This is a genomic window from Mucilaginibacter sp., from assembly GCF_028288225.1.
GTDB lineage: Bacteria > Bacteroidota > Bacteroidia > Sphingobacteriales > Sphingobacteriaceae > Mucilaginibacter.
Genome location: NZ_JAQBOC010000078.1, coordinates 71,564 through 96,555, shown reverse-complemented (window position 1 = coordinate 96,555; position 24,992 = coordinate 71,564). Strand labels below are relative to the sequence as shown.

The window sequence follows — 24,992 nt, the reverse complement described above, 5'->3', positions numbered from 1 at the left end:
ACGAAATTGAAATGAAAACAAAATATTTAAATAAAACATTCGGTATTGGCCTGGCTTGTTTAGGTTTAGGCTTTACCCTTACGCAATCTTCTTGTACAAAGAATTTTGAAAAATACAACACCAATAAATACAACGCTACGGATTCGCTGCTTAAAATTGACGGCGAAGGGTTGGGGACTTTTATAATCCCGATGCAGCTGAGTGTTTTTAACAGCATTAACTACAATTACCAGGTCCAGCAAAATCTGAATGCAGATATTTGGTCGGGCTTCATGATGTCGGGCGACCCTTTTAATGGCGGCGTCAATAATACCAATTACGGATTGGTTACCGGCTGGAATACAGCTGCTTTTGACATTGCTTATCCAGGCATAATGTCAAACTGGTTGCAGATCAGCAAAAGGGCTGGAGCTACAAGTCGTGATTTCCTGGCTATAGCAACAATTTTGAAGGTGGAAGGTATGCATAGATTGACAGATATTTATGGCCCCGTTCCATATTCCCAGTTTGGCAAAAACGCACTTTCAACCCCTTATGATAGCCAGCAAAATGTTTACAAAGAAATGTTTGCCGACATTGACACCGCTATAAAATCACTTGATGGCTATATCAAGGCTAATCCCGGTGTGGCTCCGTTTAAGCCATATGACCTTATTTTCGGCGGCGATTATAAACAATGGTTAAAATTTGCCAATTCTTTAAAATTACGGCTGGCGATCAGGGTCTCAATGGTCGACCCTACAACAGCTAAAACAGAAGGGGAGTCGGCAATGTCAAACCCAAATGGGTTGATGACAACCAATGCTGATAATGCATTCGTAAAAGCTGTAAACGGCGTAACTTTCACCAACCCCTTATGGTCTATCTGCTATGAGTACACAGATATTAATATGGGGGCCCCTATGGAGACGTATCTGAAAGGTTTTAAAGATCCGCGTATAAATGCATATTTTGTTAAAAATTCTGCGGGGGCCTATCGTGGTATCCGTCAGGGAGTGCAAATATTATCTACAACCCAGTATGCTAATGCCAGCCGGTTTAACATGACCAATACTTCTCCTATTAAATTTATGACTGCATCTGAAGTTGCATTTCTACGTGCTGAAGCTGCTTTACGAGGTTGGAACGCCGGTGGTACTCCGCAAAGCTTCTATGAGCAAGGTGTAACGCTCTCATTTGAACAGGCCGGCGTAGCCCTCGGTAACTATTTAAGTGATGCTACCAGTGTAGAAGCGCCATATATTGACCTTGTAAGCGCAGGTAATAATGTGAATGCAGGTTCGCCCTATTTAAGTACGATCACTATTAAATGGAATGAGGCAGACAGCTATCAAAAAAAGCTAGAGCGTATTATTACTCAAAAATGGCTTTCCCTATGGCCGGATGGTCAGGAAGCCTGGTCTGAGTTTAGAAGAACCAACTATCCTGTTTTGATGCCTGTAGTAACTAATAACAGTGGTGGAACCATAGACTCAAAAATACAGGTTAGGAGACTTCCTTTCCCTCAGGATGAGTTTACCAATAACAAAGCTGAAGTTACTAAAGCAATAAGCCTGCTCGGCGGCCCTGATAACGGCGGTACCCGTTTATGGTGGGATTTAGCTACCAAAAACTAAATAAAGTTATAAATTTTTAAGAAGGCCCTTTTAAGGAGGGCCTTTCTTATTGTCAGAGATCTATACTGCGGTAGTAATTTCGGATTGACTTAAACAAAGTATCCTGGAAATTTACTGATCAGTACCCCGAAGTTTTATATATTCATCGATATTTTAAGTTATTATTACTACACCCTTAGCTTATGACACATTTACCGTCAGTTGTTATGCTGCAATAATTTGGCGCCCAACTTCAAGCTTATTATTTTATTAATATTTGATTATTAAAAATCCTGATTTTCTTTTGTATTGATTGCCATTGTTATACTCCAATAAATAAAAGTAAGTGCCCCGTGGCTGCAAGCTGCCATTTATGTTGGAATGACCATCAAACACCACCGATGTATTGTTGTAGCCTTTTGCTTTAAATATCAGCGTACCGCCTTGATTCGCAATAGAAAGACTATTATTCGGGTAAGCAGCCAGTCCGTCTATGATCAGGAAATCATTGTCACCATCACAGTTTGGCGAAATCCCCTGATGTACCACAATTTTATCTGGCGTTGCCTTTAAACTATTCAAAGCTTGGGCCGATAGGGCAAAACCGGGAGGTATGTCAGCCCTTGTGGCGGTAATTATGTAATTTTTGGTAGTAGCCCCATCCTGCGCTGTTACCATTATAGTAATAACATTCCCCCCCACTATAAGCGGAACGGATTGTGATGCCGCACCTGAAGCTACTGCTGTGCCATTTACTTTTATGGTTGCTGTAGCATCCTGTACAATGGCAGTAACTTTAAGGCTGGTTTCATTATTTGGAACCGCTGTTGTATAGTTTTTATAACCCGGGCCTGCTACTGTTGTAAGCGTTGTGCTGGGGTTTAGCTTTATGCTTGTTAAAAGCGCGTTGGTTGACAAGCCCGCTGCTGATCGTGTTACAGTTAATTTGTAGGTTTTGATAGTGGTTCCGTCTGATGCCGTTACTACAGTATTGATAATATTATCGCCGACCTTTAAGGGCAGGCTTGCTGAAGCTGCACCCGATACCACTGCTGTTCCGTTAACTTTTATGGAAGCATCTGCATTGCTGGCCGTTGGCGTAAGTTTTATTGATGCCGTTGCATTGGGCACATGTACTGTGTAAGTGGTTGCTGACGATGCAAATGCAGGGCTCAGCGTGCCGGTGCTTAAAGCCAGGTTTGAAAGCGTGGCTGTTGACGATGATGCCCTTGCAGCAGTAATTATGTAATTTTTGGTAGTCGCCTCATCCTGCGCCGTTACCATTATATTAATGACATTAGCTCCAACTTTAAGCGGGATGGATTGTGATGCCATACCTGAAGTTACTGCTACACCATTTACTTTTATAGTTGCTGTAGCGTCCTGTACAATAGAGGTAATCTTAAGGGCGGTTTCATTATTTGGGATGGCTGTCGTATAGTTTTTATATCCCGGGCCTGCTACTGTTGTAAGCGTTGTGCTGGGGCTTAGCTTTATGCTTGTTAAAAGCGCGTTGGTTGACAAGCCCGCTGCTGATCGTGTTACCGTAAGCGCGTATGTTTTAATAGTGGTTCCGTCTGACGCTGTTACTACAGTGTTGATAATATTATCGCCGACGTTTAACGGCAGGCTTGCTGAGGCTGCACCCGATACCACTGTTGTTCCATTAACTTTTATGGAAGCATCCCCGGCGGTGGCTGTTGGCGTTAATTTTATGGATGTCGTTGCATTGGGTATATGCACCGTGTACGCAGTTGTTAACGCTGCGAATGCCGGGTCGAGCGTACCTGCGCTGGTGGTTAGGTTGGCAAGCGTAGCGACTGATGATGACGCCCTTGTAGCGGTAATTATATAATTTTTAACGGTTGCGCCATCCTGCGCTGTTACTGCTGTAGTAATAACATTAGCTCCCACTACAAGCGGCATTGATGGTGATGCCACGCCTGATGCTACCGTTGTGCCGTTTACTTTTATGGTTGCTGTAGCATCCTGAACAACTGAAGTGACGGTAAGGCTGGTTTCACTGTTCGGTACCGCTGTGGTATAGTTTTTATAGCCAGGTCCGGTTACTGTGGTAAGCGTTGTGACCGGGTTTATCTTTAGGCTTGTTAAAAGCGCATTGGTTGATAAACGGGTTACTGTTAACGTATAGGTTTTGGTAGTTGTGCCATCCTGCGCGGTTACCACTGTACTTATAGTATTTGGTCCAACAACCAGCGGCAATGCTGCTGACGCCGAACCTGAAGTTACCGTTACTCCATTAACCTTTACTGTAGCACCGGCATCACTGGTTGTAGGAGTTACCTTTACAGAAGCTATGGCGTTACTTACCGATGCGGTATAGTTGGTTGTACCTGTAGCAAACACGGGCGTAAGCGTGCCCGAACTAACTGTAAATTGTGAAAGGCTAGCATCGCTTGAAATAACACTCACCACAGGTAAAATAGTGGTGAATAATCCGCGCCCATGGGTTGCTGCAGCTAAAGTACGGTCGGATGGGCGGAATTTTAACATGTCAACCTCAACGTTTGCCAGTCCCGAGTTTGACGGGGACCAAACTGTCGAGGCGCTGTTAAGTTTATCCGTTGTCCATACCCCCAGTTCCGTAGCTATTATTGCCCTTGTAGAATCACCGGGGTAAAACATAGCCCAACGAACGGGCATGTCCGGCAAGTTGCCCTCTACTAATGTCCAAACCGGTGTGGCCGCGGTGGCATTTTTTGTTTCATAAACACTTGGATATCCATAATTAAAATAGGATACCAAAATATGATTTTCAGAGCCCGGATCAACAGCAACACACGACACCGAACCGGTGCCTGACCCGCTTGGCGATAAAACAGCACCAGCAATACTTGTCCCGGTATTTGCATTATCAACGATGGCCACTTTACCATTATCCAACCCAAAATATACCCGGTTGGCGGTTATTGGGGCAACGGTAACTGCGGTGACATTTGCACCGTTAAAGGCTGTAACGCCTACTACCGAAGTGCTGGTACCTGCTGTGATATTGTTCCACCGGAAGTAACCTCCGCCTGAATAGCCCGAATACAGATTTTTTGAATTGGAATCATAATCCGAAGGATTAATAAATGAGCCTGTATTTCCAAAAAAATGCTGGATGAAGTTTACGCCATTGTCGGTTGACACCCAAAAGTTGTTATAGACGTACGAGGTAAGCTGGATATTGCCGTTGGTCTGATCTATAAAAGCATTCGCACCGTCGCCGCCTGTAGCCTGGGTGGTGGCATTTATTCCTGCCGCTGTGTATTGCTGTGTGCCATTGTCCTGTGCACCTGCCAGGGCATAATTGGTATTGGCGGGATGCAATGCAACAGAATAAAATTGGGTAACGTTATAGCCGTTGTTCCTGTCGGCAAATGAAGGATGCGCCGCAGTGGCGGTTGAAGTGTAAAAAACACCACCATCGGTTCCCATCAAGAACCTGCCTGCTGAGCCTGGCGCGTATACATAAGCATGATGGTCGGCATGCGTATATTGGTCAGCATTTAACCCACCTACCTCACCAACATACCATTGCGTTACTACCGTCCAGGTAGTGCCACCGTCAATTGATCTTCCGCCATCTAAGCTGCCGGCGTATAAAACATTGGCATTGGTTGGGTCAACGGCTGCAGCGATGGAATACCATGCCTGGCCGTTATTAAATGTACTTCCTGTCGGAACCGTCTTAACCGTCCACGTGTTAGTAGCTTTGTTGTATCGCTGAAGCGACGCTAGGCCGTAGCTATTAGTTCCTTCAAACAAAGCATAAACTGTATTAGCGTCTCCCGGCGCGCAGGCAAGCTTAATGCGCCACCAATCGGCACTTGACGGCGTAATTGTGCCGGCTGTGTTTGGCGTTATATTGGTCCATGTTCCTGAATTTCCTGTGGCTGCGCCATTAACCGCACAATCAGAAATGTAAATATGCCCGGCACTGAAAACACCATCACTGGCGTAAACATCACCATTGGCCGCCAATTGAACATCCGCAGCACCGGTAGTTGATATTGCTGTACTCCAGGACGAGCCGCCATCGCCTGATTTCATTATACCAAAGTCTCGTGCGGCTAAATACACACTGCCGTTTTTATCAACCGCTATAGCATTTATGTTGGTATAAAACGACGTACTGATGAGCCTGGCCCAGGTAACTCCCCCGTCAACACTTTTCCAAACACCAAGGCCCTGTATTGCATCGCCATTGTAAAAGCCTTCGCCGGTGCCTGCATAGATCTCCTGTGGTTTAACAGGGTTTTGCGCAATACAACTGATGGCAATATTTTCAAAAAAATCATTTATTTTGGTCCATGATACGGGAGACGCCGTAATATTGTTTGTAACCCATAAACCACCGCCTACGCCGCCGGCAAATACTTTTTTATAGCCATTTGCAGCGTCGCCTAAATCAAACATTAAGGCCCTGGTACGGCCGCCTACGTTGCTTGGGCCGCGCTCACTCCATGTAATGTCGCTTATAGAAGCAATTGGAGCGACGCCGCCCGGTTTATTTGCCGATTTTACAAGATTAGCGCGTTGTGCTACTAACCTGTCCTTAATCCGCCTGGCCTGTATCAGCCTTTCAGTCGGCACTACATTGATTGCCGGGTCCTTTGTCCGGGCTGTTTCCTGATCCTGGCGCGCGCTTATATCGTCATCCACACCATCTTCGGGGTGCTTTTTATCCTTATCAAGGTCCTTGTCTTTTGTATTGGCTCTGTCACGGTCTATAACTACCTTTTTTGCTTTTGAAACCTGCCGTGGGGTATCGGCGATACCGAAATTACTATTACTCAGAAATAACTTTTTCAATAAAACTTCTCGTTTTGCAGCAGTAGCATTTTGGATAAATGCACTAAAAAGCAAAACCAATAAGGTTTTACCAAATACTTTTAAGTAAAATGTTTTCATGGGGTGAAAATTTGTTGTTATTCAGTTAATAAAGTACAAAGAAACGCTTGAGTAATAAATTAGGAGCTTGTCTTAAATTGATAGTAATAGGCCTGACGGATTTTCAGTTTAAATATATATATATTAGTTATTAAAACAACATATTTTAAATAATAATTTATTGCCCAAAAATGGGTGAATTGTAATTCTAATTGAACGATATCGCAGATACACAATGTTTTAATCTGCAGGCTATATGATGGTGAGCCTTAAATTCAAGGGCCTGCTTGAATATTAATTAAAATATGAGGACCAATAAATATATGCATTACCTAAAATCGAATTTTAAAATCATAATGTTATATTTACAATGCAGCTTGTACCATCAATCACAATTTTATCAAAAAGACCTTTTCCATATTTTTAATCGCTTTAATCGGATATTACTCATTCGGTGCATTGTTATTTTATTGGGCGGAAATTCAAATCTGTAAAATAAAAGCGGAGGAACAGGCTGAGGGTGACAGGGAGACTGCCGGAGAAAAACTCATTTTGTTTTCGCCGGATAGTAAAGGGTTTAAGCTGGTTGATGATAACGAGATACTTGCCAACGGTAAAATGTATGATATTGTTAAAACCATTACCAGTAATGGAATAACATCATATTATACGCGTGCTGACGCGGATGAGGACGAATATGTACATAAGCTCACCGAAGTTGAAAAAAGTAATGCCACGGAAAAATCGTCGCCCGGGAAAACTATTAAATTATATGAGGCGAAATATTTCGTTGCAGGGAAAAATCATCATCCAATCTATTTTTCATTAGACCTCCCGGCCAGGGCATCGACGCTGGCAAACATTTTATTATATAACTCTCTTTTTAAAGACATCTATGCTCCCCCGCCAGATTATTTGGCCTCCTGATTCTTTTTTAATGCATTTAATCTCTCAGTGTTTTCTTTTATAAACACTGTCACTCATTTCTTAAATGGGCCTGATCGTAATTTAATTTTATCAATGCAATTTCTACTAAATTTTTACGAATGAAAATACCTATTACATTTAAATATGGCTTATTTATTTTTCTGCTGGTAATGATTAATACGCTTGCTGAGGCTCAAAGCTCCATCAGCGGGAAAATAACAGACAGCAAAAGTCATTCAGGGCTGGCTGGCGCCACTGTTCGTATTCCTGATCTTAATATTTCGGCCATTTCCGATTCACTTGGTAACTATCGTATAAAAAACATTAACCGCGCTGCTTACCTTGTAGAAGTTAGTATAATAGGATATGCTACCCATATTGAAACGATTGATATAAACGGCGATATCAAAAAAAATTACGAGTTCGATGCGTCCGCAACAGTTCTGAATGAAGTGGTGGTAACCGGCGTTAGTTCAGCAACTGATAAACAAAAGACCCCGCTGCCGTTAACTACGGTGAGTTATGCCGATTTGCTTCAAAGTTCGTCAACCAATGTAATTGACGCCATTGCCAAAACACCCGGCGTTTCAGGCATGACAAACGGGCCCAGTATTTCAAAACCCGTTATCCGCGGATTGGGCTATAATCGGGTGCTTACCATAAACGACGGGGTGCAACAGGTGGACCAGGCTTGGTTTGATGAGTTTGGCATTGAGGCCGACCCCGACGCTGTAAACCATTATGAAATTTTAAAAGGCCCCGGCTCGCTGGCCTATGGTTCTGATGCCATTGCCGGTGTAATAAACCTTATCCCGGAGGCTGCCTTGCCCGAGGGGCAAACAAAAGGTAATGTTCTTTTCAATTATCAGACCAATAACGGGCTGATAAATAACATGTTTCACCTTGCAGGCACAAAAAATGGAATTGCCTGGAGCGCAAGGATAGATAATACTATGGCGCATGCTTACCGCAATAAGTACGACGGATACGTTTTAAATTCGCAATTCAGCAATTTTAATGCTGACGCTACTATCGGTATTCACCGCAAATGGGGATATTCACAATTGCATGCAAGTTATTTTGATTTGCGGACAGGTATAGTCGACGGCACCAGGGATTCAGTTAGCGGAAAAATGGTTAGGCCTGTTTCATATCCCGACCTAAATGGCGGTGAGCCCACCTATGTTTTGCCAACCCACCAGGAGCAAACTACTTATACCCCTTTTGTCATCAACCAAAAAATACGACATACAAAAGTAGTGTGGGATAATAATATTGCTGCCGGAAGCGGCCGCATTAAAGGAATATTTTCGTGGCAAAAAAACCAGCGCCAGGAAAATAACGACCCAACCATCCCCGACGTATCGAATATCTATTACAGTTCAAACGCCGCTACCTATGATATGCGTTATGTATCTTCGCAGGAAGGTACGTTTAGCTATACCGGGGGCGCAAACGGGGTTTACCAATCGTCGCAAAGCCTCGGAACGCTTTTGCTGATACCGAATTATAACTTTTTCGAAATCGGCGCCTTTGCCATAGCCAATAAAAAAATAGGCAACCTCAACCTGAGCGGCGGCATTCGCTACGATACAAGAACATTTAACGGGCTCGACCACTGGGTTGACTCTACCACGCAAGCGCCGGCAACGCCGAATGCCGAAAACGCGTTTCACGAGTTCCAGGGGTTTAAATCTCACTTTAACGGAATATCGTTTAGCGTTGGCGGCGCCTACAACTTTTCAAAAAACGTATTTGTAAAGGCGAATTTATCAAGAGGATGGCGTGCGCCAAACGTTGCCGAAGCAGCTGCAAACGGCGTACACGATGGTACCGTAGTTTACGAAATAGGCGACCATGACATCAAGCCTGAGACCAGTTTGGAGGAAGATATTACCTTTGGGGTAAATTCAAAAGACCTGGACTTCGAAATTAACTTATTCAATAACCGGATAAGCAATTTTATTTACGCCAGGGGCCTCAAAGACGCTATGGGCGCCGATTCTATAGATAATTCGTTAAATGCCGTTGGCTTGGGTGCTGCGCCTGTTTATAAATATACCAATGGGGAGGCGCAGTTATACGGCGGCGAGGTTGCTTTTAATATACATCCTTCCTCAGTATCGTGGGTTGAGTTAAACACCACATTCAGTTACGTATACGGGCATTTGGTCAATGCGCCCGATTCAACCAAATACCTGCCCTTTGTACCACCAATCAGGGTTACCGCCGACCTGAAGTTCCCGGTTAGCAAAATAGGCAACTTGATAAAAAACGCTTATTTCAAGGCAGGTATGTTAACCTGTTTCCAGCAAAACGATATATATCGCCAGTATGCCATTTACAGCGGGTTAAATACCGAACTAACGCCGTACGAGTATGCGGCCAGTACATCGGCCACTAAAGGTTATGTATTGTTTAATGCAGGAGCAGGTGGTGATATTGTTTCGAAAGGCAAAACCATCTGCAGTTTATATATCATTTGCAACAACATTTTCAACACCGCTTATATCGATTATATGAGCCGCTTTAAATACCTTCCGGTAAATTATACCACCGGCAGGGTTGGTGTATATAATATGGGCCGAAATTTGAGTATTAAGCTCCTGATTCCCTTAAATTTTACACACAGTAACATTTAAAATTGGCTCATTATTCCTGTTTCAAATTAGTATGTGCATTATTATAACCATTCCTTCCAATTAGGGGGAATGGCTTTTCTTTGTCGTCAATAATATCAGGGATGTTTTATTGCATTAGCACCGGAGCCAACTCAACCGCTGGTTCGTCGGATGTTAGGTGAACTTGTTTTTTATCCAGAACACCTTCCAATACAAAACCTGCCGCTTTGGGGGCCTTAAAATTGCCTTGTTCGGTAAGTTCCAATTGAATTAGTCTTGTTTCAGCACCGGGTTTAATTACAACGATGGTTTTTGAGTTCTTTGCTCTGCCGATTACAACCGAATCCTGGTTTGCTGGTAATACATTCACCGAATATTTGACGCCTTTGTACCATGCTGTTTGCCACACGGGCGATGGTTTATTTTTGCTGATTTCGAGGAAACATGAAAGGGTTTCTGTGTAGCCTTTAAGCGCTTTGCCATCCCGGTCTACTGGCGCATTGCCCGAATATTGCGTTTTAGAAAACAACCATATTTTTTGAGCCTGGTATTTAAGGATTAAACACGATGAGGAAATAAAAAGTATCAACAAGAGTGATTTCGCCATGATTATAAAGGTACATAATACGACTCTTAAACATGAAAATTTTCTGTTTAATATTCATTAAGGGGTGATGGCCTCAACTGGTAACAATTTTTTCAAGATTTAATGGCATCGCTCAACCAATGACTGTAAAAAAAGCATTATGGGCTCCCGGATCATGCACCCATTTCCCTATTTAAAAAAACACTTTTCAATTATCATATTTATCCTTACATTTGCGGGCTAATTGTTGCTCATTGAAATCGCTAAGAAATTTTTCGATTCCCTTTACCGGCCTGAAACTGGGGAAGCACCAGTTTGAGTATACTATTAATGATGCTTTTTTTGACGCGTTTGAATACTCGCTGGTAAAAAAAGCAAATTTAAATTGCCAGGTAGAGCTGGAAAGACAGGAAACTATGATTATCCTGAACTTTCAAATCACCGGAACAATTGACGCAAACTGCGACAGGTGTTTGGCGCAATATCCGCAACAGGTGGATATCCGCGAACAACAGGTGGCAAAGTTTAGCGAAGAGGAAATTGGTGAAGATGAAGAGATCATCGTCCTTACTAAAAATGATCACGAGATCAATATAGCAGGACTGATTTATGAATACATAAACGTTGCATTACCGTTTATAACAGTATGTGATAACGAAGGGAAAACTCCCTATTGTGATAAAGAAATGCTTGACAGCTTGAATAAGCTTTCGGCAAATACAGAACAAAATGAGCAGGCAGACCCGCGGTGGGATGCGCTCAAAAAGATTAAATAAAATATAAATACCAGGTTTTATGCCACATCCAAAACGTAAAATATCCAAATCAAGGAGAGATAAACGCAGAACGCATGATAATGCCGTAGCGCCAACCCTTACTACCTGCAAAACTACAGGTGCTGTACATTTACCACACAGAGCTTACACTGTTGATGGCAATGTATACTACAACGGTAAATTACTGATTGAGAAAGCAGCTGTAGCTTAAGTTTAATTTTCAGGTATGAAGATTGGCTTAGATATTATGGGCGGTGATTTCGCTCCCAAAGCAACCGTTTTAGGGGCAATTGCAGCTTATAAAGTTTTATCTGCCGACCAGAAATTGGTGCTTATTGGCGATAAAGAACAAGCTGTTAGCATACTTCAGGAAAATAATTTTAGCCCCGATCATTTCGATTTTGTTCATACAACAGAAGTGATAGGTATGGGCGAGCACCCTACAAAAGCCATTGTTCAAAAACCCGGCTCAAGTATTGCCGTCGGTTTTAAATTGCTTAAGGAAGGTGGTATAGATGCATTTTCATCAGCCGGCAATAGCGGCGCTATGCTGGTAGGCGCAATGTTTAGCGTAAAAGCCATTCATGGCATTTTACGCCCTGCGATAACAAGTTTTGTACCCAAACTGGATGGCGGTTTGGGTATTTTAATTGATGTAGGCGCCAATGCCGATTGCAAACCCGAATATTTAGTGCAGTTTGGTGTGCTTGGCAGCTTATTTGCAGAGAACGTCTATGGTATTAACAATCCGCGTGTTGCATTAATAAATATTGGTGAGGAAGAGGAAAAAGGCAATATACTTAGCCAGGCAGCCTATCAGTTGATGAAAGAATCACAACATATTAATTTTACCGGTAATGTTGAAGGCCGCGACCTGTTGGGCGACCACGCTGATGTTTTTGTTTGTGATGGCTTTACCGGTAATGTAATTTTAAAGCTTGCCGAATCGTTTTATGTAGTGAGTGTTAAAAGAGGCCTGAAAGACGATTTTTTCGACAGGTTTAATTATGAACAATATGGTGGCAGCCCAATATTGGGCGTTAATGCTCCTGTAGTTGTAGGTCATGGCATATCAACTCCAGAGGCTATTAAAAACATGGTACTGCTTTCAAAAAACATGGTTGAAAGCGCACTAACAGATAAAATAAAACTGGCTTTCCAGTAAAGGATATTTAGAATGAATAAAATTCATGCTGCTATTACGGCGGTGAACGGTTATGTACCCGATTATGTACTTACCAACCACGAGCTGGAAACAATGGTAGAAACCAATGACGAGTGGATAACTACGCGTACAGGTATTAAAGAACGAAGAATATTAAAGGGCGAAGGGTTAGGCACATCAGACATGGCAGTTCCGGCTGTTAATGGCCTGTTAAAAAAACGGGGCATCGGTGCTGATGAAATTGACCTGATCATATTTTGCACCTCCACTCCTGATCGTGTATTTCCCGCTACAGCAAATATATTAGCAGATAAAATAGGCGCCAAAAATGCCTGGGGCTATGACCTGCAGGCTACCTGCTCAGGGTTTTTATTTGGCCTAGCAACCGGCTCACAATTTATTGAAAGCGGCAAGCATAAAAAAGTTTTAGTTGTTGGTGGCGATAAAATGTCATCAATGATTGATTACACGGACCGCGCCACCTGCATTATTTTTGGTGACGGCTGCGGCGCTGTTTTATTAGAACCCAATAAAGAAGGTTATGGTGTTATTGATTCTGTTTTAAAAAGCGATGGTTCAGGTGTTCCGTTTTTACATCAAAAAGCAGGCGGATCAGTAAAACCGGCAGCGCATGAAACCATTGATAACCGCGAACACTATTTATACCAGGAAGGACAGTCAGTATTTAAATTTGCAGTAACCAATATGGCTGAAGTTGCCGCCGAAGTAATGGAGCGCAATAATTTAAAAGCGGATGATATCGACTGGCTTGTACCACACCAGGCTAACAAACGCATTATTGACGCCACTGCCACCCGCACCGGTGTTAGCCCCGATAAAGTAATTATAAATATTGAACGCTACGGTAACACAACAAATGGAACTTTACCCTTATGTTTGTGGGAGTGGGAAGATAAATTTAAAAAAGGCGACAACCTGATATTAGCTGCCTTTGGCGGTGGCTTTACATGGGGATCGATTTATTTAAAGTGGGCTTATTAAATGTGCAAATACGGAGATATGCAGATGTGCGAATTAAAATAATTTTATAATTTTATTCCACACATTTGAAAAATTAATAAACCCGCACACCAAAACGCTTTTCAGTAAAAAAAATTAAAATGAGTAAAATTCATGCTGCTATTACAGCTGTACATGGTTACGTACCTGATTACATACTAACCAACCAGGAGCTGGAAACAATGGTAGATACTAATGATGAGTGGATAACCACCCGTACAGGTATTAAAGAGCGGAGAATATTAAAGGGAGAAGGCTTAGGCACGTCAGACCTGGCCGTTCCGGCTGTTGAAGCGTTGCTAAAAAAACGTGGCATCGGTGCTAATGAGCTCGACCTTATTATCTTTTGCACCACCACCCCTGATCGTGTATTCCCGGCTACAGCAAATATATTAGCAGATAAAATAGGCGCCAAAAATGCATGGGGCTATGATCTGCAGGCGGCCTGTTCAGGTTTTTTATTCGGACTTGCAACCGGCTCGCAATTTATTGAAAGCGGCAAGCATAAAAAGGTCTTAGTTATCGGCGGTGATAAAATGTCGTCAATAACAAACTACAAAGACCGCGCCACCTGCATTATTTTTGGTGACGGCTGCGGCGCTGTTTTATTGGAGCCAAATGATGAAGGCAATGGTGTTATTGATTCTATTTTAAGAAGCGATGGTTCCGGAGTGCCTTACCTGCATCAAAAAGCCGGCGGTTCAGTTAAACCGGCATCGCATGAAACTGTTGATGCGCTTGAGCATTTTGCATACCAGGAAGGCCAGGCCGTATTTAAATTTGCGGTAACCAATATGGCCGATGTTGCTGCCGAAGTAATGGAGCGCAATAATTTAAAAGCTGATGACATTGCATGGCTGGTACCGCACCAGGCCAACAAACGCATTATTGATGCTACTGCCAATCGTACAGGTGTTACCGCCGATAAGGTGATCATAAACATTGAACGTTACGGCAACACAACCAACGGAACAATTCCACTTTGTTTGTGGGAGTGGGAAGATAAATTTAAAAAAGGCGATAACCTGATCCTGGCAGCCTTTGGCGGCGGATTTACCTGGGGATCGATTTATTTAAAATGGGCGTATTGATGTGCGGATTTTGAATGTGCAGATGTGCGAATGTGAAATAAAAAAGATACTATGATTTTTCCATCCGTATATTTGAAATCTGCATATTTGCATTTCACAATACCGAACATTGTTAAATAACTTTTGTTTATTTGTTTACGACTAACTATTAACCCTAATTAATTAAAGCATTTGCCCATTTGAAATCTGCACATCCGCACATCGATCATTTGTACATCTGCACATTATCATATAACTTTATCCAAAACCAACTAACCCCCGAGCATGGATATTAAACAAATTCAGGATCTTATACGCTTTGTTTCCAAATCAGGAGTAAACGAAGTTTCAATTGAGCAGGAAAATTTCAAAATCACAATAAAAACCAACCAGGTTGCAACTATTGTGAATGCAACAGTTCCTGATGCTGGCGGTTCGCCTGTACAATTGGCTGCCCATGTTGCCGCTGCACCAGCTGCCGTAGCGCCTGTAGCCCTGGTTGCTGATACTTCACACTATGTAACTGTAAAATCGCCAATGATAGGTACTTTCTATCGCTCGGCAAGTCCGGATAAACCACTTTTTGTAAATGTTGGCGATGAAATAAAACCAGGTACAGTGCTTTGCATTATTGAAGCAATGAAATTATTCAATGAAATTGAATCGGAAGTTTCTGGCCGTATCGTAAAAATACTGGTTGATAACGCATCGCCGGTTGAGTACGACCAGCCCTTATTTTTGGTTGAACCGATGTAATTTGAAGATTAGTTAATTTGGAGATTTGAAAATGATTTGATGCATTATTAAATCTTCGAATCATCAAATTTTCAAATCGTCACATTTTCAAATTAAAAACATGTTTAAAAAAATATTAATAGCCAACCGGGGAGAAATTGCCTTGCGAATTATTCGCACCTGTAAGGAAATGGGCATAAAAACCGTAGCTGTATATTCAACTGCCGACAGAGATAGCCTTCATGTACGTTTTGCTGATGAGGCTGTTTGTATAGGACCGCCTCCAAGCCGCGACTCGTACTTAAATATTCCGAATATCATATCGGCAGCAGAGCTAACTAACGCTGATGCTATTCATCCCGGTTACGGATTTTTATCAGAAAACGCTAAGTTCTCCTCTATTTGTGCCGAATATGGTATTAAATTTATTGGGGCAACTGCTGCGCAGATAAATGCCATGGGCGACAAGGCTTCGGCTAAAGAGACCATGAAAAAGGCAGGTGTGCCTTGCATCCCGGGTTCAGAGGGCTTGTTAACCAGCGTACAGGAAGGGATCAGTATTTCAAAAAAAATAGGTTACCCTGTTATACTTAAGGCTACAGCCGGCGGTGGCGGCAGGGGCATGCGTATTGTTTGGAAGGATGATGAGTTTGAAAATGCCTGGGATAGTGCCCGTGCAGAATCAGGCGCTGCCTTTGGTAACGATGGCATGTACCTTGAAAAATATGTACAGGATCCACGCCACATAGAGATCCAGGTGGTTGGCGACCAATATGGTAAAGTATGCCACCTGAGTGAACGTGATTGCTCTATTCAACGTCGTCACCAAAAATTGGTTGAAGAGTCTCCCTCGCCTTTTATGACAGAAAAACTGCGTAAAAAAATGGGCGATGCTGCTATAAAAGGTGCAAAAGCTGTAAAATACGAAGGTGCAGGAACGGTAGAGTTTTTGGTTGATAAAGACCGGAACTTTTATTTTATGGAGATGAACACCCGCATCCAGGTAGAACACCCCGTTACCGAGGAGGTTATTAATTTCGATTTGATAAAAGAGCAGATAAAAGTTGCTGCAGGTATTCCTATCTCTGGCAAAAACTACGAGCCAATACTACATGCTATTGAATGCCGTATAAATGCCGAGGATCCTTTTAACAACTTCCGCCCATCACCCGGAAAGATCACAAACTTCCATTCGCCGGGCGGGCATGGTGTACGCATTGACACGCATGTTTATGCCGGCTATGTAATACCGCCAAATTACGATTCAATGATTGCCAAAGTTATTTGTATGGCCCAAACCCGTGACGAAGCCCTTGCCACCATGGCACGCGCATTAAGCGAGTTTGTAATTGAAGGTGTAAAAACAACAATCCCATTCCATTTAAAACTATTACAGGACCCTAACTTCCGTGCAGGTAATTTTACCACCAAGTTTATGGAAACCTTTGAATATTCGGAATAAGTAGAACCGGGGTTTAAAAATTAAACGTGTATATTGCTCCAGGCAATTTAAGCCGGGTTTTTATTTTCAACAATGGCCAACATAGGTAGTAAGCTAATTAAAGCAATAAAAGATAAAGGGAATGAGTTAGAAGGTGAAATGTCATTCTTTGAGCATTTAGAAGCTTTAAGATGGCACCTTATCCGCGCTGCCCTGGCCGTAATTATTTTTGCGGTTGCAGCGTACACCTTTTACGATGAAATTTTTGAGAATGTAATAATGGCCCCTACTCATCCCAACTTTTGGGCCTACCGCATGATGTGCAATATGGGTGAGTTATTTCAAAGATTAATTCCCGCTTGGTTTAGCGCTAAGGATTTTTGTGTACAAAGCATCCATGTTAATCTGATTAACACAGAGATGGCCGGGCAATTTACACTGAAAATCAATTCCTCCTTAATGATAGGGCTTGTTTTAGGTATACCCTACTTGTTTTGGGAATTGTGGCGGTTTATTAAACCAGCTCTTCACGAAAAAGAAAGAAAGGCCGCAACCGGTTTTGTATTTTATGCCTCCTTCCTTTTCATTTTGGGGGTGATGTTTGGCTATTTTATAATTACACCCTTATCTATTCGGTTTTTAGCTGGATTTATAGTCAGTCCAAGTATCCAAAACCTGTTCGATATCGATTCCTATATTTCTTCAGTATCAACATTGACACTTGCTACCGGTGTGGTTTTCCAGCTGCCCATTTTGGTTTATATAGTGTCGAGCCTTGGCTTTTTAACGCCTAAGTTGATGCGCAGCAGCAGGCGTTATGCAATAGTGGTTATTTTGATAATAGCCGCGATAGTAACGCCAACACCCGATGCACTGACCATGACAGTTGTAGCAGTTCCGCTATTATTTTTATATGAGTTAAGCATTATAGTTGCCGGCGTTGTCGAAAGAAGGCGCAATGCTAAGGAGTTGATGAACACATAGTAATGTGCGGATTTTGAATGTGCGGATATGCGAATGATCTTTTGATTCGCTAATCCGCACACATAAGTTAATGTGCGAATTATTGATGTGCGGATGTGCGAATGATCTTTTGATTCGCTAATCCGCACATTTGCATATCCACGCATCCGCACATCATTTCCCCTATCCGCACATTTGCATATCCGCACATTCGCACATCATCTTTTATTCCCACAAAAATTTTACCTTCGCCCCTTACAATAATCATTAAATTTGATGTTATGAATAAAGGGCTAAAGATTGCCATTGGCGCTGACCACGCCGGTTTTGACTATAAAAAAGACCTTATTGAAGGACTGAATGTGAAAGAAGTTAAAGACTTTGGAACCTACTCTGATGCTTCTGCTGACTATCCCGACTTCGCCCATCCTGTGGCTTTGGCCGTTGAAAGCGGCGATTTTGATTTTGGCATACTAGTATGCGGCAGCGGGAACGGCGTAGCTATAACCGCCAATAAACACCAGGGCATCCGCGCAGCTATATGCTGGAATGAGGAATTGGCCGAAAGATCTCGGAGCCACAACAACGCAAATATAGTATGTATCCCCGCCCGCCATATTTCCATTGAAGAAGCAAAAAAGATTGTAGAGATATTTTTAAGCACCGAATTTGAAGGTGGCCGCCATGCAACCAGGGTGGATAAAATATCGTGTTGATTTGAGGTTAAAGCTGAAAGGTAAAAGGCGAAAGGTTTCTTTTCTTTTTACCATGAACCATCAACTATGAACCATGAACTAAAAAAAACAAACTGACCATTATATGAATAAATTATTACTAACAATCGCTTCAATTGGGCTGGTAACCGGGGCTTGCGCACAGCAAGATCCAACTGCCATGAAATATGCCCCAATTATTAGTGCCGACCTGGCTAAAAAGCACTTGAGCATCATAGCTTCAGATGCATTTGAAGGCCGCGAAACGGGCAAACCCGGTGCTGATAAAGCTGCCCATTACATTGCCGATGAGTTTAAATCATTAGGCTTACAGCCAATTGTAAACGGCAATTCTTACTTTTTGGATATTCCATTGGTTGAAAATGCTTTTAAAGTAACTGCATTTACAGCAAACGGAAAAAGTTTTGCCAGCGGCACTGATTTTTATGGATCAGGATCAGCCGATGCAAAAACGATAACTGCCAGTGATATTGTTTTTATTGGATACGGGATTGGTTCTGATAAATATGATGACTTAAAAGGAACAGATATAACCGGTAAGGTTGTGCTGTTTATAAACGATGGTGAACCTTTCAGCAACGGTGTTTCAAAAATTACCGGCACTGATAAAAAATCAGACTGGAGCACTAATCGCGCAAAACGGATTCAATTTTTAAGGAGTAAAAACCCTGCTTTAATTTTATCTGCCGGACCAAATGTTGCTAATATTTTAAAAAGATTCGGCAGCCAGATAGGTGCCGGGCAATTATCTATTAAAAAAGATGCTGCAGAGCCACACACGCAAACTGTAGTTTATAATATTACAACAGAGCTTGCCGACCAGCTGCTTAAAAACTCCGGCAAAACTTATGCAGAATTAAAAGCTGCCATTGACGCCGCAGGTGAGCCGCAAACACAAACTATAAAAGCTGAAATATCAACCTCATTTGCTACCGAAACAAAAGATGTAAAAGCAGTTGACGTATTAGGTTATTTACCAGGCAGCGACCCGAAACTAAAAGATGAAGTGTTGGTAATTTCGGCTCACTACGACCATATCGGCATATTGCCTGAAGGCGCAAAAGACCGCGTTAACAACGGTGCCGATGATGACGGTTCAGGCACTACCGGCGTCCTTGAAATTGCAAGAGCTTTTTCAAAAGCTAAGAAAGATGGCCATGGCCCCCGCCGCAGCATCCTGTTTTTAGGTAATGTAGGCGAAGAAAAGGGTCTACTGGGGTCTGAATACTATACAGATCATCCGGTAATTCCGTTAGCTAATACCATTACTGATCTAAATATTGATATGATTGGCCGGGTTGGTCAGGAGTACATCGGCAAGCCGGATTCTGCAAATTACGTGTATGTAATTGGCTCATCAATGTTAAGTACCGACCTGCATAAAGTTGGTGAAAAAGCCAATTCGACCTATACTAAAATGGACATGGATTATAAATATGATGATCCTAATGATCCTAATCGTTTTTATTATCGTTCAGATCATTACAATTTTGCCAAACATGGCGTTCCCATCATATTTTACTTCAACGGCGTACATGCCGACTATCACCAGCCAGGCGACGAAGTAAGCAAGATCAACTTCCCATTATTAGCCAAACGTGCCCAACTGGTATTTTATACCGCATGGGACCTGGTAAATGCTGATACCCGCCCAGTGGTGGATGGAAAGAAATAGTTTTTACCGGTACAATTAAGCAGTACACAAAAGGATAGGTATATTTGCCTATCCTTTTTTATTTGTAAAACTTTATCTTCGTAAATATGGGAAGTACTGCTGAAGAATTCTTGGTCACATCGGAAGATAAGGCTTTTGACATGGATCACAGGCGCATTATCAATTACAATATTGGTAAGTATGACGCCGCTGTAGATAAAGGCTTATCAAGGATCATAAACCTTGAAAACACCAAACGTAAAGCGCATGTGATAAAGTGGAAAGTGATGGAAAACCTGGATAAGATCTTGCCGGAGTTTGAAGCCAATTTCCAGAAACGCGGCGGTAAAGTGATCTGGGCAAATGATGCCGAAGAAGCTAACCGCGAGATCCTTAATATTATTAAAAAGGCTGGTGCAAAAACCGTTGTAAAATCAAAATCAATGGTTACCGAAGAAATTCAGATGAATGAATTTCTTGAAAAACATCACATCGAATCATTAGAAACCGATCTTGGCGAGTACATTGTTCAATTGTTAGGGCAAAGGCCTTATCACATTGTTACGCCTGCCATGCATCTTTCAAAAGAAGACATTGCAAAGCTGTTTAATGAGCGCTTTGGTACCCCTCTTGATTTTACCCCTGAGCAGCTTACCCAAAAGGCCCGGGAACTGTTAAGGGACAAATATGTGCAGGCCGATGTAGGTATTACCGGCGCTAATTTTTTAATTGCCGATACAGGCAGCATTGCTATAACCGAAAACGAAGGAAATGCGCGTTTAAGCACATCATTCCCTAAAATACATATTGCTGTTGTAGGTATAGAAAAGCTGATCCCTTCCATAGCTGATCTTGATCTTTTTTGGCCTATGCTTGCTACACATGGCACCGGGCAAAACTTAACTGTTTACAATACCATATTGAGTGGCCCGCGCCAGGCTGATGAAACTGATGGCCCGGATGAAATGTATGTGGTATTGCTGGATAACGGGCGCACCAACCTGCTTGCTCAAAAAGAACAGCGCCAGGCCTTATATTGTATCCGTTGCGGCGCCTGCCTTAATGCCTGCCCGGTTTATAAGAACATTGGCGGCCATACTTACGAAACCACCTACAGCGGCCCTATCGGTTCCATTATAACCCCCCACATGGCAGGGATGGAGGAGTTTAAGCATTTAAGCTATGCGTCAAGCCTGTGCGGAAAATGTACCGAAGTATGCCCGGTTAAAATTGAAATTCATAAAATGCTGCTGCTTAACCGCCGCGATTCTGTAAAAGAGCACCTGGTAACCACAAAAGAAGCATGGGGCTGGTCGCTCTGGAAAAAAGGAATGCTTAGCCGTAAGCTTACAGATTTTTTAAGCGGAAAAACAAAAAACTTTATGCTCCGCACCTTCTTCAAAAAAACCTGGGGCCATCATAAAGAAATGCCAAAAGTTGCTGATAAATCCTTCAGTACAATGTATAAAGAGCGGAATGGGATTAGAGATTAGAAGCTAGTGATTAGTGCGGAAGTCGGAATGCCAATTGCGGAATATTGATCGGGTAAATGGAAACCAGTGTCTCTTTGCAGATCTTCCACATTCAATATTGAGTAATTATTATTCTAAATAATTCCGCATTCAACCTTCCGCACTCCGCATTCAACTCAATGCTTATTCCCAAATCCAAATTCCTTGTAGGTATTTGGCAGATCTTCTGAACTGCTGAAGGGGAATGTATATGAGGTCCACCAGCTTTCGTAATCGGCGTCCTTATCTTTAGTTGGTTCAATCTTTACGCTCCGCAACAAATAAACCCCTTCCCTGCTCATGTTAAAGGTTACTTCACCATCATTGCTGGTTGCAAGGTTTTGTGTATACACGTTGCCGGTTATGGTTTTTATGTATAATGTGATAGCTGCCGCAGCTACAGGTTTACCCTTAAACTTTAACACCGCAACCATATCATCGCCGTACCTTTTCTTGTATGGATTTTGTTTTAAAATAATCTCAAAATCTTCGTTAAGCTCCTTCTTATAAGCGTCTCCATCTGTATTATCAACAGAAACCAGTGTTTTTAAGTATCGCGTATATTTTTCCTTAACCCTAAACTGGTTGCCGCTCTTTACTTTTTCGGCCATTTTATCCAGTCCCTGGTTATTTAAAAATTCAGCATAGCTATCGCGGGAAGTAAAGCTAAATTCATATCCCCTCGTCATTTCGATAAGCGACTGCCCGCTATTCAACATTTCATAATTTAATACAGGCACGGCGCTATCTTTCGCGGCTTTTGTTAAATCAATTTTTTTTGAGCCGTTATATAGCATAAACCGGATGGTTTTTGCAGGCTGGTAGCTTATTTCTGCATCTTTTGTAAACGTATCACCGCTTAGTAAGTGCAGGTTAAGCTTATCGCCCTTATGCATAAAAAACAATTCGGGCAGCAGGAAAAAATCGTGCGTGGTTGCGGCTAGTCCGATGGCTGCTGCAAGTATTAAAAGTAAAAGTGGAGTACGTTTCATTTTGTTGTTCATTGGTGCAGGCGTTCATTAATTCATTGGTGCCACGGTTAATACCAGGCACTTTGTTAATGTTTTATTAGTCCGCGGATCTGTTCGTTAATTAAAAGATCAGGCAATTATTACGCAGTAAAAAATTAAATAAACCGCCGCAAATACCACCTGTTAATTATTGAACTACCCACCCAATGAACTAATGAACCATTAAACTAATGAACCATCCCTCAAACATACAAAGTTTTAAAAACTTCAGTAGTTTTGTTGGATGATTTTCGATCGAAAAAACCTAAATAGTAACCAATTAATTGAATTTTATAAAAAGTTATTATGGCCGCGCCTTGTTGAAGAGAAAATGCTGATCCTTTTACGGCAGGGGCGCATAGGCAAATGGTTTTCGGGAATCGGGCAGGAAGCCATTGCCATTGGCAGCACCCTGGCCATGAATAACGACGAATATATTTTACCCATGCACCGCAACCTGGGTGTTTTTACCGCAAGGGAAATCCCGCTTTCGCGGCTAATGGCGCAATGGCAGGGAAAAGCGTCGGGCTTTACCAAAGGCCGCGACAGATCATTTCATTTCGGTACGCAGGAATATAAGATCGTCGGCATGATCTCACACCTGGGCCCGCAACTTGCCCTCGCTGATGGAATTGCCCTTGCCGATGTATTGAGCAGACGCAAAAAGGCCACACTTGTATTTACGGGCGAAGGCGCTACCAGCGAAGGAGATTTCCACGAGGCATTAAACATTGCCGCGGTTTGGAACCTGCCTGTAATATTTTTAATAGAAAATAACGGCTACGGTTTATCAACCCCTGTAAGCGAGCAGTATAATTGTAAATATTTGGTTGATAAAGCCATAGGCTACGGCATGGAAGGGCGTCGTATTGATGGCAACAACCTGCTGGAGGTTTATCATACCGTGAGTGAGCTGGCAGCCGGCATGCGCGAAAATCCGCGTCCGGTATTGCTGGAGTGTATGACATTCAGGATGCGTGGGCACGAAGAGGCATCGGGCACAAAGTACGTACCGGAGCATTTATTTGATACCTGGAAGGAGAAAGACCCTATTCGCAATTTTGAAAATTATTTGATGGCTGAAGATGTGCTTCGCCCCGAATGGATTCCGCAGATGAAAAAGGAGTTTTTCGCCCAGATAGAATCCGAAATTGAAAGAGTATTTAATGAACCGGATCTGATCCCCGATGTTGAAACCGAATTGAAGGATATGTATAAATCTTACAACTTTCCAACGTTTCAACCTTCCAGCCATTCAACAACCAGGCGTTACATTGATGCCATAAGCGATGGGCTAAGGCAGGGCATGCGCAAGCATGAAAACCTGGTGATAATGGGCCAGGATATTGCAGAATATGGCGGTGCGTTTAAAATTACACAGGGTTTTGTGGAGGAGTTTGGCCGCGACAGGGTGAGGAACACCCCCATTTGCGAATCAGGTGTGGTGGGCGCCGCTATGGGGCTGGCTATTAATGACTATAAAGCCGTTATGGAAATGCAGTTTGCTGATTTTGTTAGCGTTGGTTTTAACCAAATAATAAATAACCTGGCAAAAACACATTACCGCTGGGAACAGGGGATTGATGTGGTGATCCGGATGCCTGCGGGAGCAGGTACCGGCGCAGGCCCTTTTCATTCGCAAAGCAACGAGGCCTGGTTTACCAAAACACCAGGACTAAAGATTGTTTACCCCGCCTTCCCGGATGATGCCAAAGGACTGCTGATGGCTGCTATTGACGATCCAAACCCCGTAATGTACTTTGAACATAAATACTTATACCGCAGCACCAGCGGCGATGTACCTGATGGCGATTATTATGTGGAGATAGGTAAGGCAAAAGTGATACAAGAAGGCAAAACAGCCAGTATTATTACTTACGGATTAGGCGTTCACTGGGCTATTGAATACGCGGCTAAGCATCCGGAGCTATCTGTGGAGATAATAGATCTGCGCAGCTTACAACCATGGGATAATGAGGCTGTTGAAAAAAGCGCAAAAAAAACCGGCAGGGTATTAATATTGCAGGAAGATACTTTAACCAGCGGTTTTGGCGGCGAGATAGCAGCACAATTGGCAGAGCATTGCTTTAAATACCTGGATGCACCCATTATGCGCTGTGCAAGCCTTGATACCGCCATTCCTATGAACAAAGCGCTTGAAGATCAGTTTTTAGCAAAATCCCGCCTTGAAGAAACCATGGAAAAGCTACTGAACTATTAAAATTAAAGGCACGAATTGAATCGAATTTCACGAATTAACCTTACAGTTGAAGATTAATTACGGGACT

Annotated in this window: 19 protein-coding genes; 15 read left to right on the top strand and 4 right to left on the bottom strand. The window is 42.5% G+C overall.

All coding sequences use genetic code 11. The features are described from left to right. Nucleotides 1-11 precede the first annotated feature (11 nt). Nucleotides 12-1,616, top strand: a complete 1,605-nt coding sequence (locus JWQ54_RS23450; protein ID WP_299589995.1) for a RagB/SusD family nutrient uptake outer membrane protein — start codon at nt 12-14, stop codon at nt 1,614-1,616. 249 nt (nt 1,617-1,865) lie between these two features. On the opposite strand, the gene JWQ54_RS23445 is transcribed toward JWQ54_RS23450, so the two are convergent. Beyond that, nucleotides 1,866-6,512, bottom strand: a complete 4,647-nt coding sequence (locus JWQ54_RS23445) for a cadherin-like beta sandwich domain-containing protein (RefSeq protein ID WP_299589994.1) — start codon at nt 6,510-6,512, stop codon at nt 1,866-1,868. Nucleotides 6,513-6,950: 438 nt separating this feature from the next. On the opposite strand from JWQ54_RS23445, the gene JWQ54_RS23440 reads away from it, so the two are divergent. Together JWQ54_RS23440 and JWQ54_RS23435 are read left to right on the top strand one after the other, a co-directional pair. After that, entirely contained in the window at nt 6,951-7,418 is a 468-nt protein-coding gene (locus tag JWQ54_RS23440) for a hypothetical protein (RefSeq protein ID WP_299589993.1), read from the top strand. A 119-nt stretch (nt 7,419-7,537) separates the two neighbouring features. Further along, nucleotides 7,538-10,060 carry a TonB-dependent receptor gene (locus JWQ54_RS23435; protein WP_299589992.1) on the top strand — a complete coding sequence of 841 codons (2,523 nt, stop codon included), beginning with the start codon at nt 7,538-7,540 and terminating at the stop codon, nt 10,058-10,060. Nucleotides 10,061-10,166: 106 nt separating this feature from the next. Here JWQ54_RS23435 and JWQ54_RS23430 read toward each other — a convergent pair whose 3' ends face one another. Then, nucleotides 10,167-10,646 carry a hypothetical protein gene (locus tag JWQ54_RS23430; RefSeq protein WP_299589991.1) on the bottom strand — a complete coding sequence of 160 codons (480 nt, stop codon included), beginning with the start codon at nt 10,644-10,646 and terminating at the stop codon, nt 10,167-10,169. 233 nt (nt 10,647-10,879) lie between these two features. Here JWQ54_RS23430 and JWQ54_RS23425 point away from each other — a divergent pair, with 233 nt between their 5' ends. The 8 genes from JWQ54_RS23425 to tatC all read left to right on the top strand — a co-directional run bounded on the left by JWQ54_RS23425 (nt 10,880) and on the right by tatC (nt 17,816). Further along, complete coding sequence (locus tag JWQ54_RS23425; RefSeq protein ID WP_299589990.1) at nt 10,880-11,401, top strand: DUF177 domain-containing protein; 522 nt, start codon at nt 10,880-10,882, stop codon at nt 11,399-11,401. Between the two features lie 19 nt (nt 11,402-11,420). Then, on the top strand, nt 11,421-11,612 hold the full coding sequence (rpmF, locus tag JWQ54_RS23420) for a 50S ribosomal protein L32 (protein WP_073407314.1): 192 nt from the start codon (nt 11,421-11,423) through the stop codon (nt 11,610-11,612). 15 nt (nt 11,613-11,627) lie between these two features. After that, complete coding sequence (plsX, locus tag JWQ54_RS23415; protein ID WP_299589989.1) at nt 11,628-12,566, top strand: phosphate acyltransferase PlsX; 939 nt, start codon at nt 11,628-11,630, stop codon at nt 12,564-12,566. 12 nt (nt 12,567-12,578) lie between these two features. Further along, nucleotides 12,579-13,568 carry a beta-ketoacyl-ACP synthase III gene (locus JWQ54_RS23410; RefSeq protein ID WP_299589987.1) on the top strand — a complete coding sequence of 330 codons (990 nt, stop codon included), beginning with the start codon at nt 12,579-12,581 and terminating at the stop codon, nt 13,566-13,568. Between the two features lie 119 nt (nt 13,569-13,687). Beyond that, complete coding sequence (locus tag JWQ54_RS23405; protein ID WP_299589986.1) at nt 13,688-14,677, top strand: beta-ketoacyl-ACP synthase III; 990 nt, start codon at nt 13,688-13,690, stop codon at nt 14,675-14,677. A gap of 264 nt (nt 14,678-14,941) precedes the next feature. After that, a complete protein-coding gene (accB, locus tag JWQ54_RS23400; protein ID WP_299589985.1) occupies nt 14,942-15,412 on the top strand; it encodes an acetyl-CoA carboxylase biotin carboxyl carrier protein in 471 nt (156 codons plus the stop codon). A gap of 100 nt (nt 15,413-15,512) precedes the next feature. After that, the gene (accC, locus tag JWQ54_RS23395) at nt 15,513-16,853 is read left to right on the top strand and encodes an acetyl-CoA carboxylase biotin carboxylase subunit (protein WP_299589984.1); all 1,341 of its coding nucleotides are present in this window, start codon (nt 15,513-15,515) and stop codon (nt 16,851-16,853) included. A 72-nt stretch (nt 16,854-16,925) separates the two neighbouring features. Next, complete coding sequence (tatC, locus tag JWQ54_RS23390) at nt 16,926-17,816, top strand: twin-arginine translocase subunit TatC (RefSeq protein ID WP_299589982.1); 891 nt, start codon at nt 16,926-16,928, stop codon at nt 17,814-17,816. Between the two features lie 79 nt (nt 17,817-17,895). Here the strand turns inward: tatC and JWQ54_RS23385 are convergent, their stop codons facing one another. Continuing rightward, the gene (locus JWQ54_RS23385; protein WP_299589981.1) at nt 17,896-18,063 is read right to left on the bottom strand and encodes a hypothetical protein; all 168 of its coding nucleotides are present in this window, start codon (nt 18,061-18,063) and stop codon (nt 17,896-17,898) included. A gap of 13 nt (nt 18,064-18,076) precedes the next feature. On the opposite strand from JWQ54_RS23385, the gene rpiB reads away from it, so the two are divergent. From rpiB to JWQ54_RS23370, 3 genes are all read left to right on the top strand, one after another. Further along, complete coding sequence (gene rpiB / locus JWQ54_RS23380) at nt 18,077-18,511, top strand: ribose 5-phosphate isomerase B (protein ID WP_299589980.1); 435 nt, start codon at nt 18,077-18,079, stop codon at nt 18,509-18,511. A 103-nt stretch (nt 18,512-18,614) separates the two neighbouring features. Further along, nucleotides 18,615-20,204 carry a M28 family peptidase gene (locus JWQ54_RS23375; protein ID WP_299589979.1) on the top strand — a complete coding sequence of 530 codons (1,590 nt, stop codon included), beginning with the start codon at nt 18,615-18,617 and terminating at the stop codon, nt 20,202-20,204. Nucleotides 20,205-20,290: 86 nt separating this feature from the next. Continuing rightward, a complete protein-coding gene (locus tag JWQ54_RS23370; protein WP_299589978.1) occupies nt 20,291-21,676 on the top strand; it encodes a LutB/LldF family L-lactate oxidation iron-sulfur protein in 1,386 nt (461 codons plus the stop codon). A gap of 155 nt (nt 21,677-21,831) precedes the next feature. Here JWQ54_RS23370 and JWQ54_RS23365 read toward each other — a convergent pair whose 3' ends face one another. Next, entirely contained in the window at nt 21,832-22,686 is an 855-nt protein-coding gene (locus JWQ54_RS23365) for a DUF4198 domain-containing protein (RefSeq protein ID WP_299589977.1), read from the bottom strand. 262 nt (nt 22,687-22,948) lie between these two features. Here JWQ54_RS23365 and JWQ54_RS23360 point away from each other — a divergent pair, with 262 nt between their 5' ends. Then, complete coding sequence (locus JWQ54_RS23360; RefSeq protein ID WP_299589976.1) at nt 22,949-24,925, top strand: dehydrogenase E1 component subunit alpha/beta; 1,977 nt, start codon at nt 22,949-22,951, stop codon at nt 24,923-24,925. Nucleotides 24,926-24,992: the final 67 nt, after the last annotated feature.

What these genes read in the sequence shown, in the direction of transcription:
- JWQ54_RS23450 (WP_299589995.1), top strand. Translation starts at nt 12, where the DNA reads ATGAAAACAAAATATTTAAATAAAACATTCGGTATTGGCCTGGCTTGT.
- JWQ54_RS23445 (WP_299589994.1), bottom strand. Translation starts at nt 6,512, where the DNA reads ATGAAAACATTTTACTTAAAAGTATTTGGTAAAACCTTATTGGTTTTG.
- JWQ54_RS23435 (WP_299589992.1), top strand. Translation starts at nt 7,538, where the DNA reads ATGAAAATACCTATTACATTTAAATATGGCTTATTTATTTTTCTGCTG.
- JWQ54_RS23430 (WP_299589991.1), bottom strand. Translation starts at nt 10,646, where the DNA reads ATGGCGAAATCACTCTTGTTGATACTTTTTATTTCCTCATCGTGTTTA.
- rpmF (WP_073407314.1), top strand. Translation starts at nt 11,421, where the DNA reads ATGCCACATCCAAAACGTAAAATATCCAAATCAAGGAGAGATAAACGC.
- plsX (WP_299589989.1), top strand. Translation starts at nt 11,628, where the DNA reads ATGAAGATTGGCTTAGATATTATGGGCGGTGATTTCGCTCCCAAAGCA.
- JWQ54_RS23410 (WP_299589987.1), top strand. Translation starts at nt 12,579, where the DNA reads ATGAATAAAATTCATGCTGCTATTACGGCGGTGAACGGTTATGTACCC.
- JWQ54_RS23405 (WP_299589986.1), top strand. Translation starts at nt 13,688, where the DNA reads ATGAGTAAAATTCATGCTGCTATTACAGCTGTACATGGTTACGTACCT.
- accB (WP_299589985.1), top strand. Translation starts at nt 14,942, where the DNA reads ATGGATATTAAACAAATTCAGGATCTTATACGCTTTGTTTCCAAATCA.
- accC (WP_299589984.1), top strand. Translation starts at nt 15,513, where the DNA reads ATGTTTAAAAAAATATTAATAGCCAACCGGGGAGAAATTGCCTTGCGA.
- tatC (WP_299589982.1), top strand. Translation starts at nt 16,926, where the DNA reads ATGGCCAACATAGGTAGTAAGCTAATTAAAGCAATAAAAGATAAAGGG.
- JWQ54_RS23385 (WP_299589981.1), bottom strand. Translation starts at nt 18,063, where the DNA reads ATGATTATTGTAAGGGGCGAAGGTAAAATTTTTGTGGGAATAAAAGAT.
- rpiB (WP_299589980.1), top strand. Translation starts at nt 18,077, where the DNA reads ATGAATAAAGGGCTAAAGATTGCCATTGGCGCTGACCACGCCGGTTTT.
- JWQ54_RS23375 (WP_299589979.1), top strand. Translation starts at nt 18,615, where the DNA reads ATGAATAAATTATTACTAACAATCGCTTCAATTGGGCTGGTAACCGGG.
- JWQ54_RS23370 (WP_299589978.1), top strand. Translation starts at nt 20,291, where the DNA reads ATGGGAAGTACTGCTGAAGAATTCTTGGTCACATCGGAAGATAAGGCT.
- JWQ54_RS23365 (WP_299589977.1), bottom strand. Translation starts at nt 22,686, where the DNA reads ATGAAACGTACTCCACTTTTACTTTTAATACTTGCAGCAGCCATCGGA.
- JWQ54_RS23360 (WP_299589976.1), top strand. Translation starts at nt 22,949, where the DNA reads ATGATTTTCGATCGAAAAAACCTAAATAGTAACCAATTAATTGAATTT.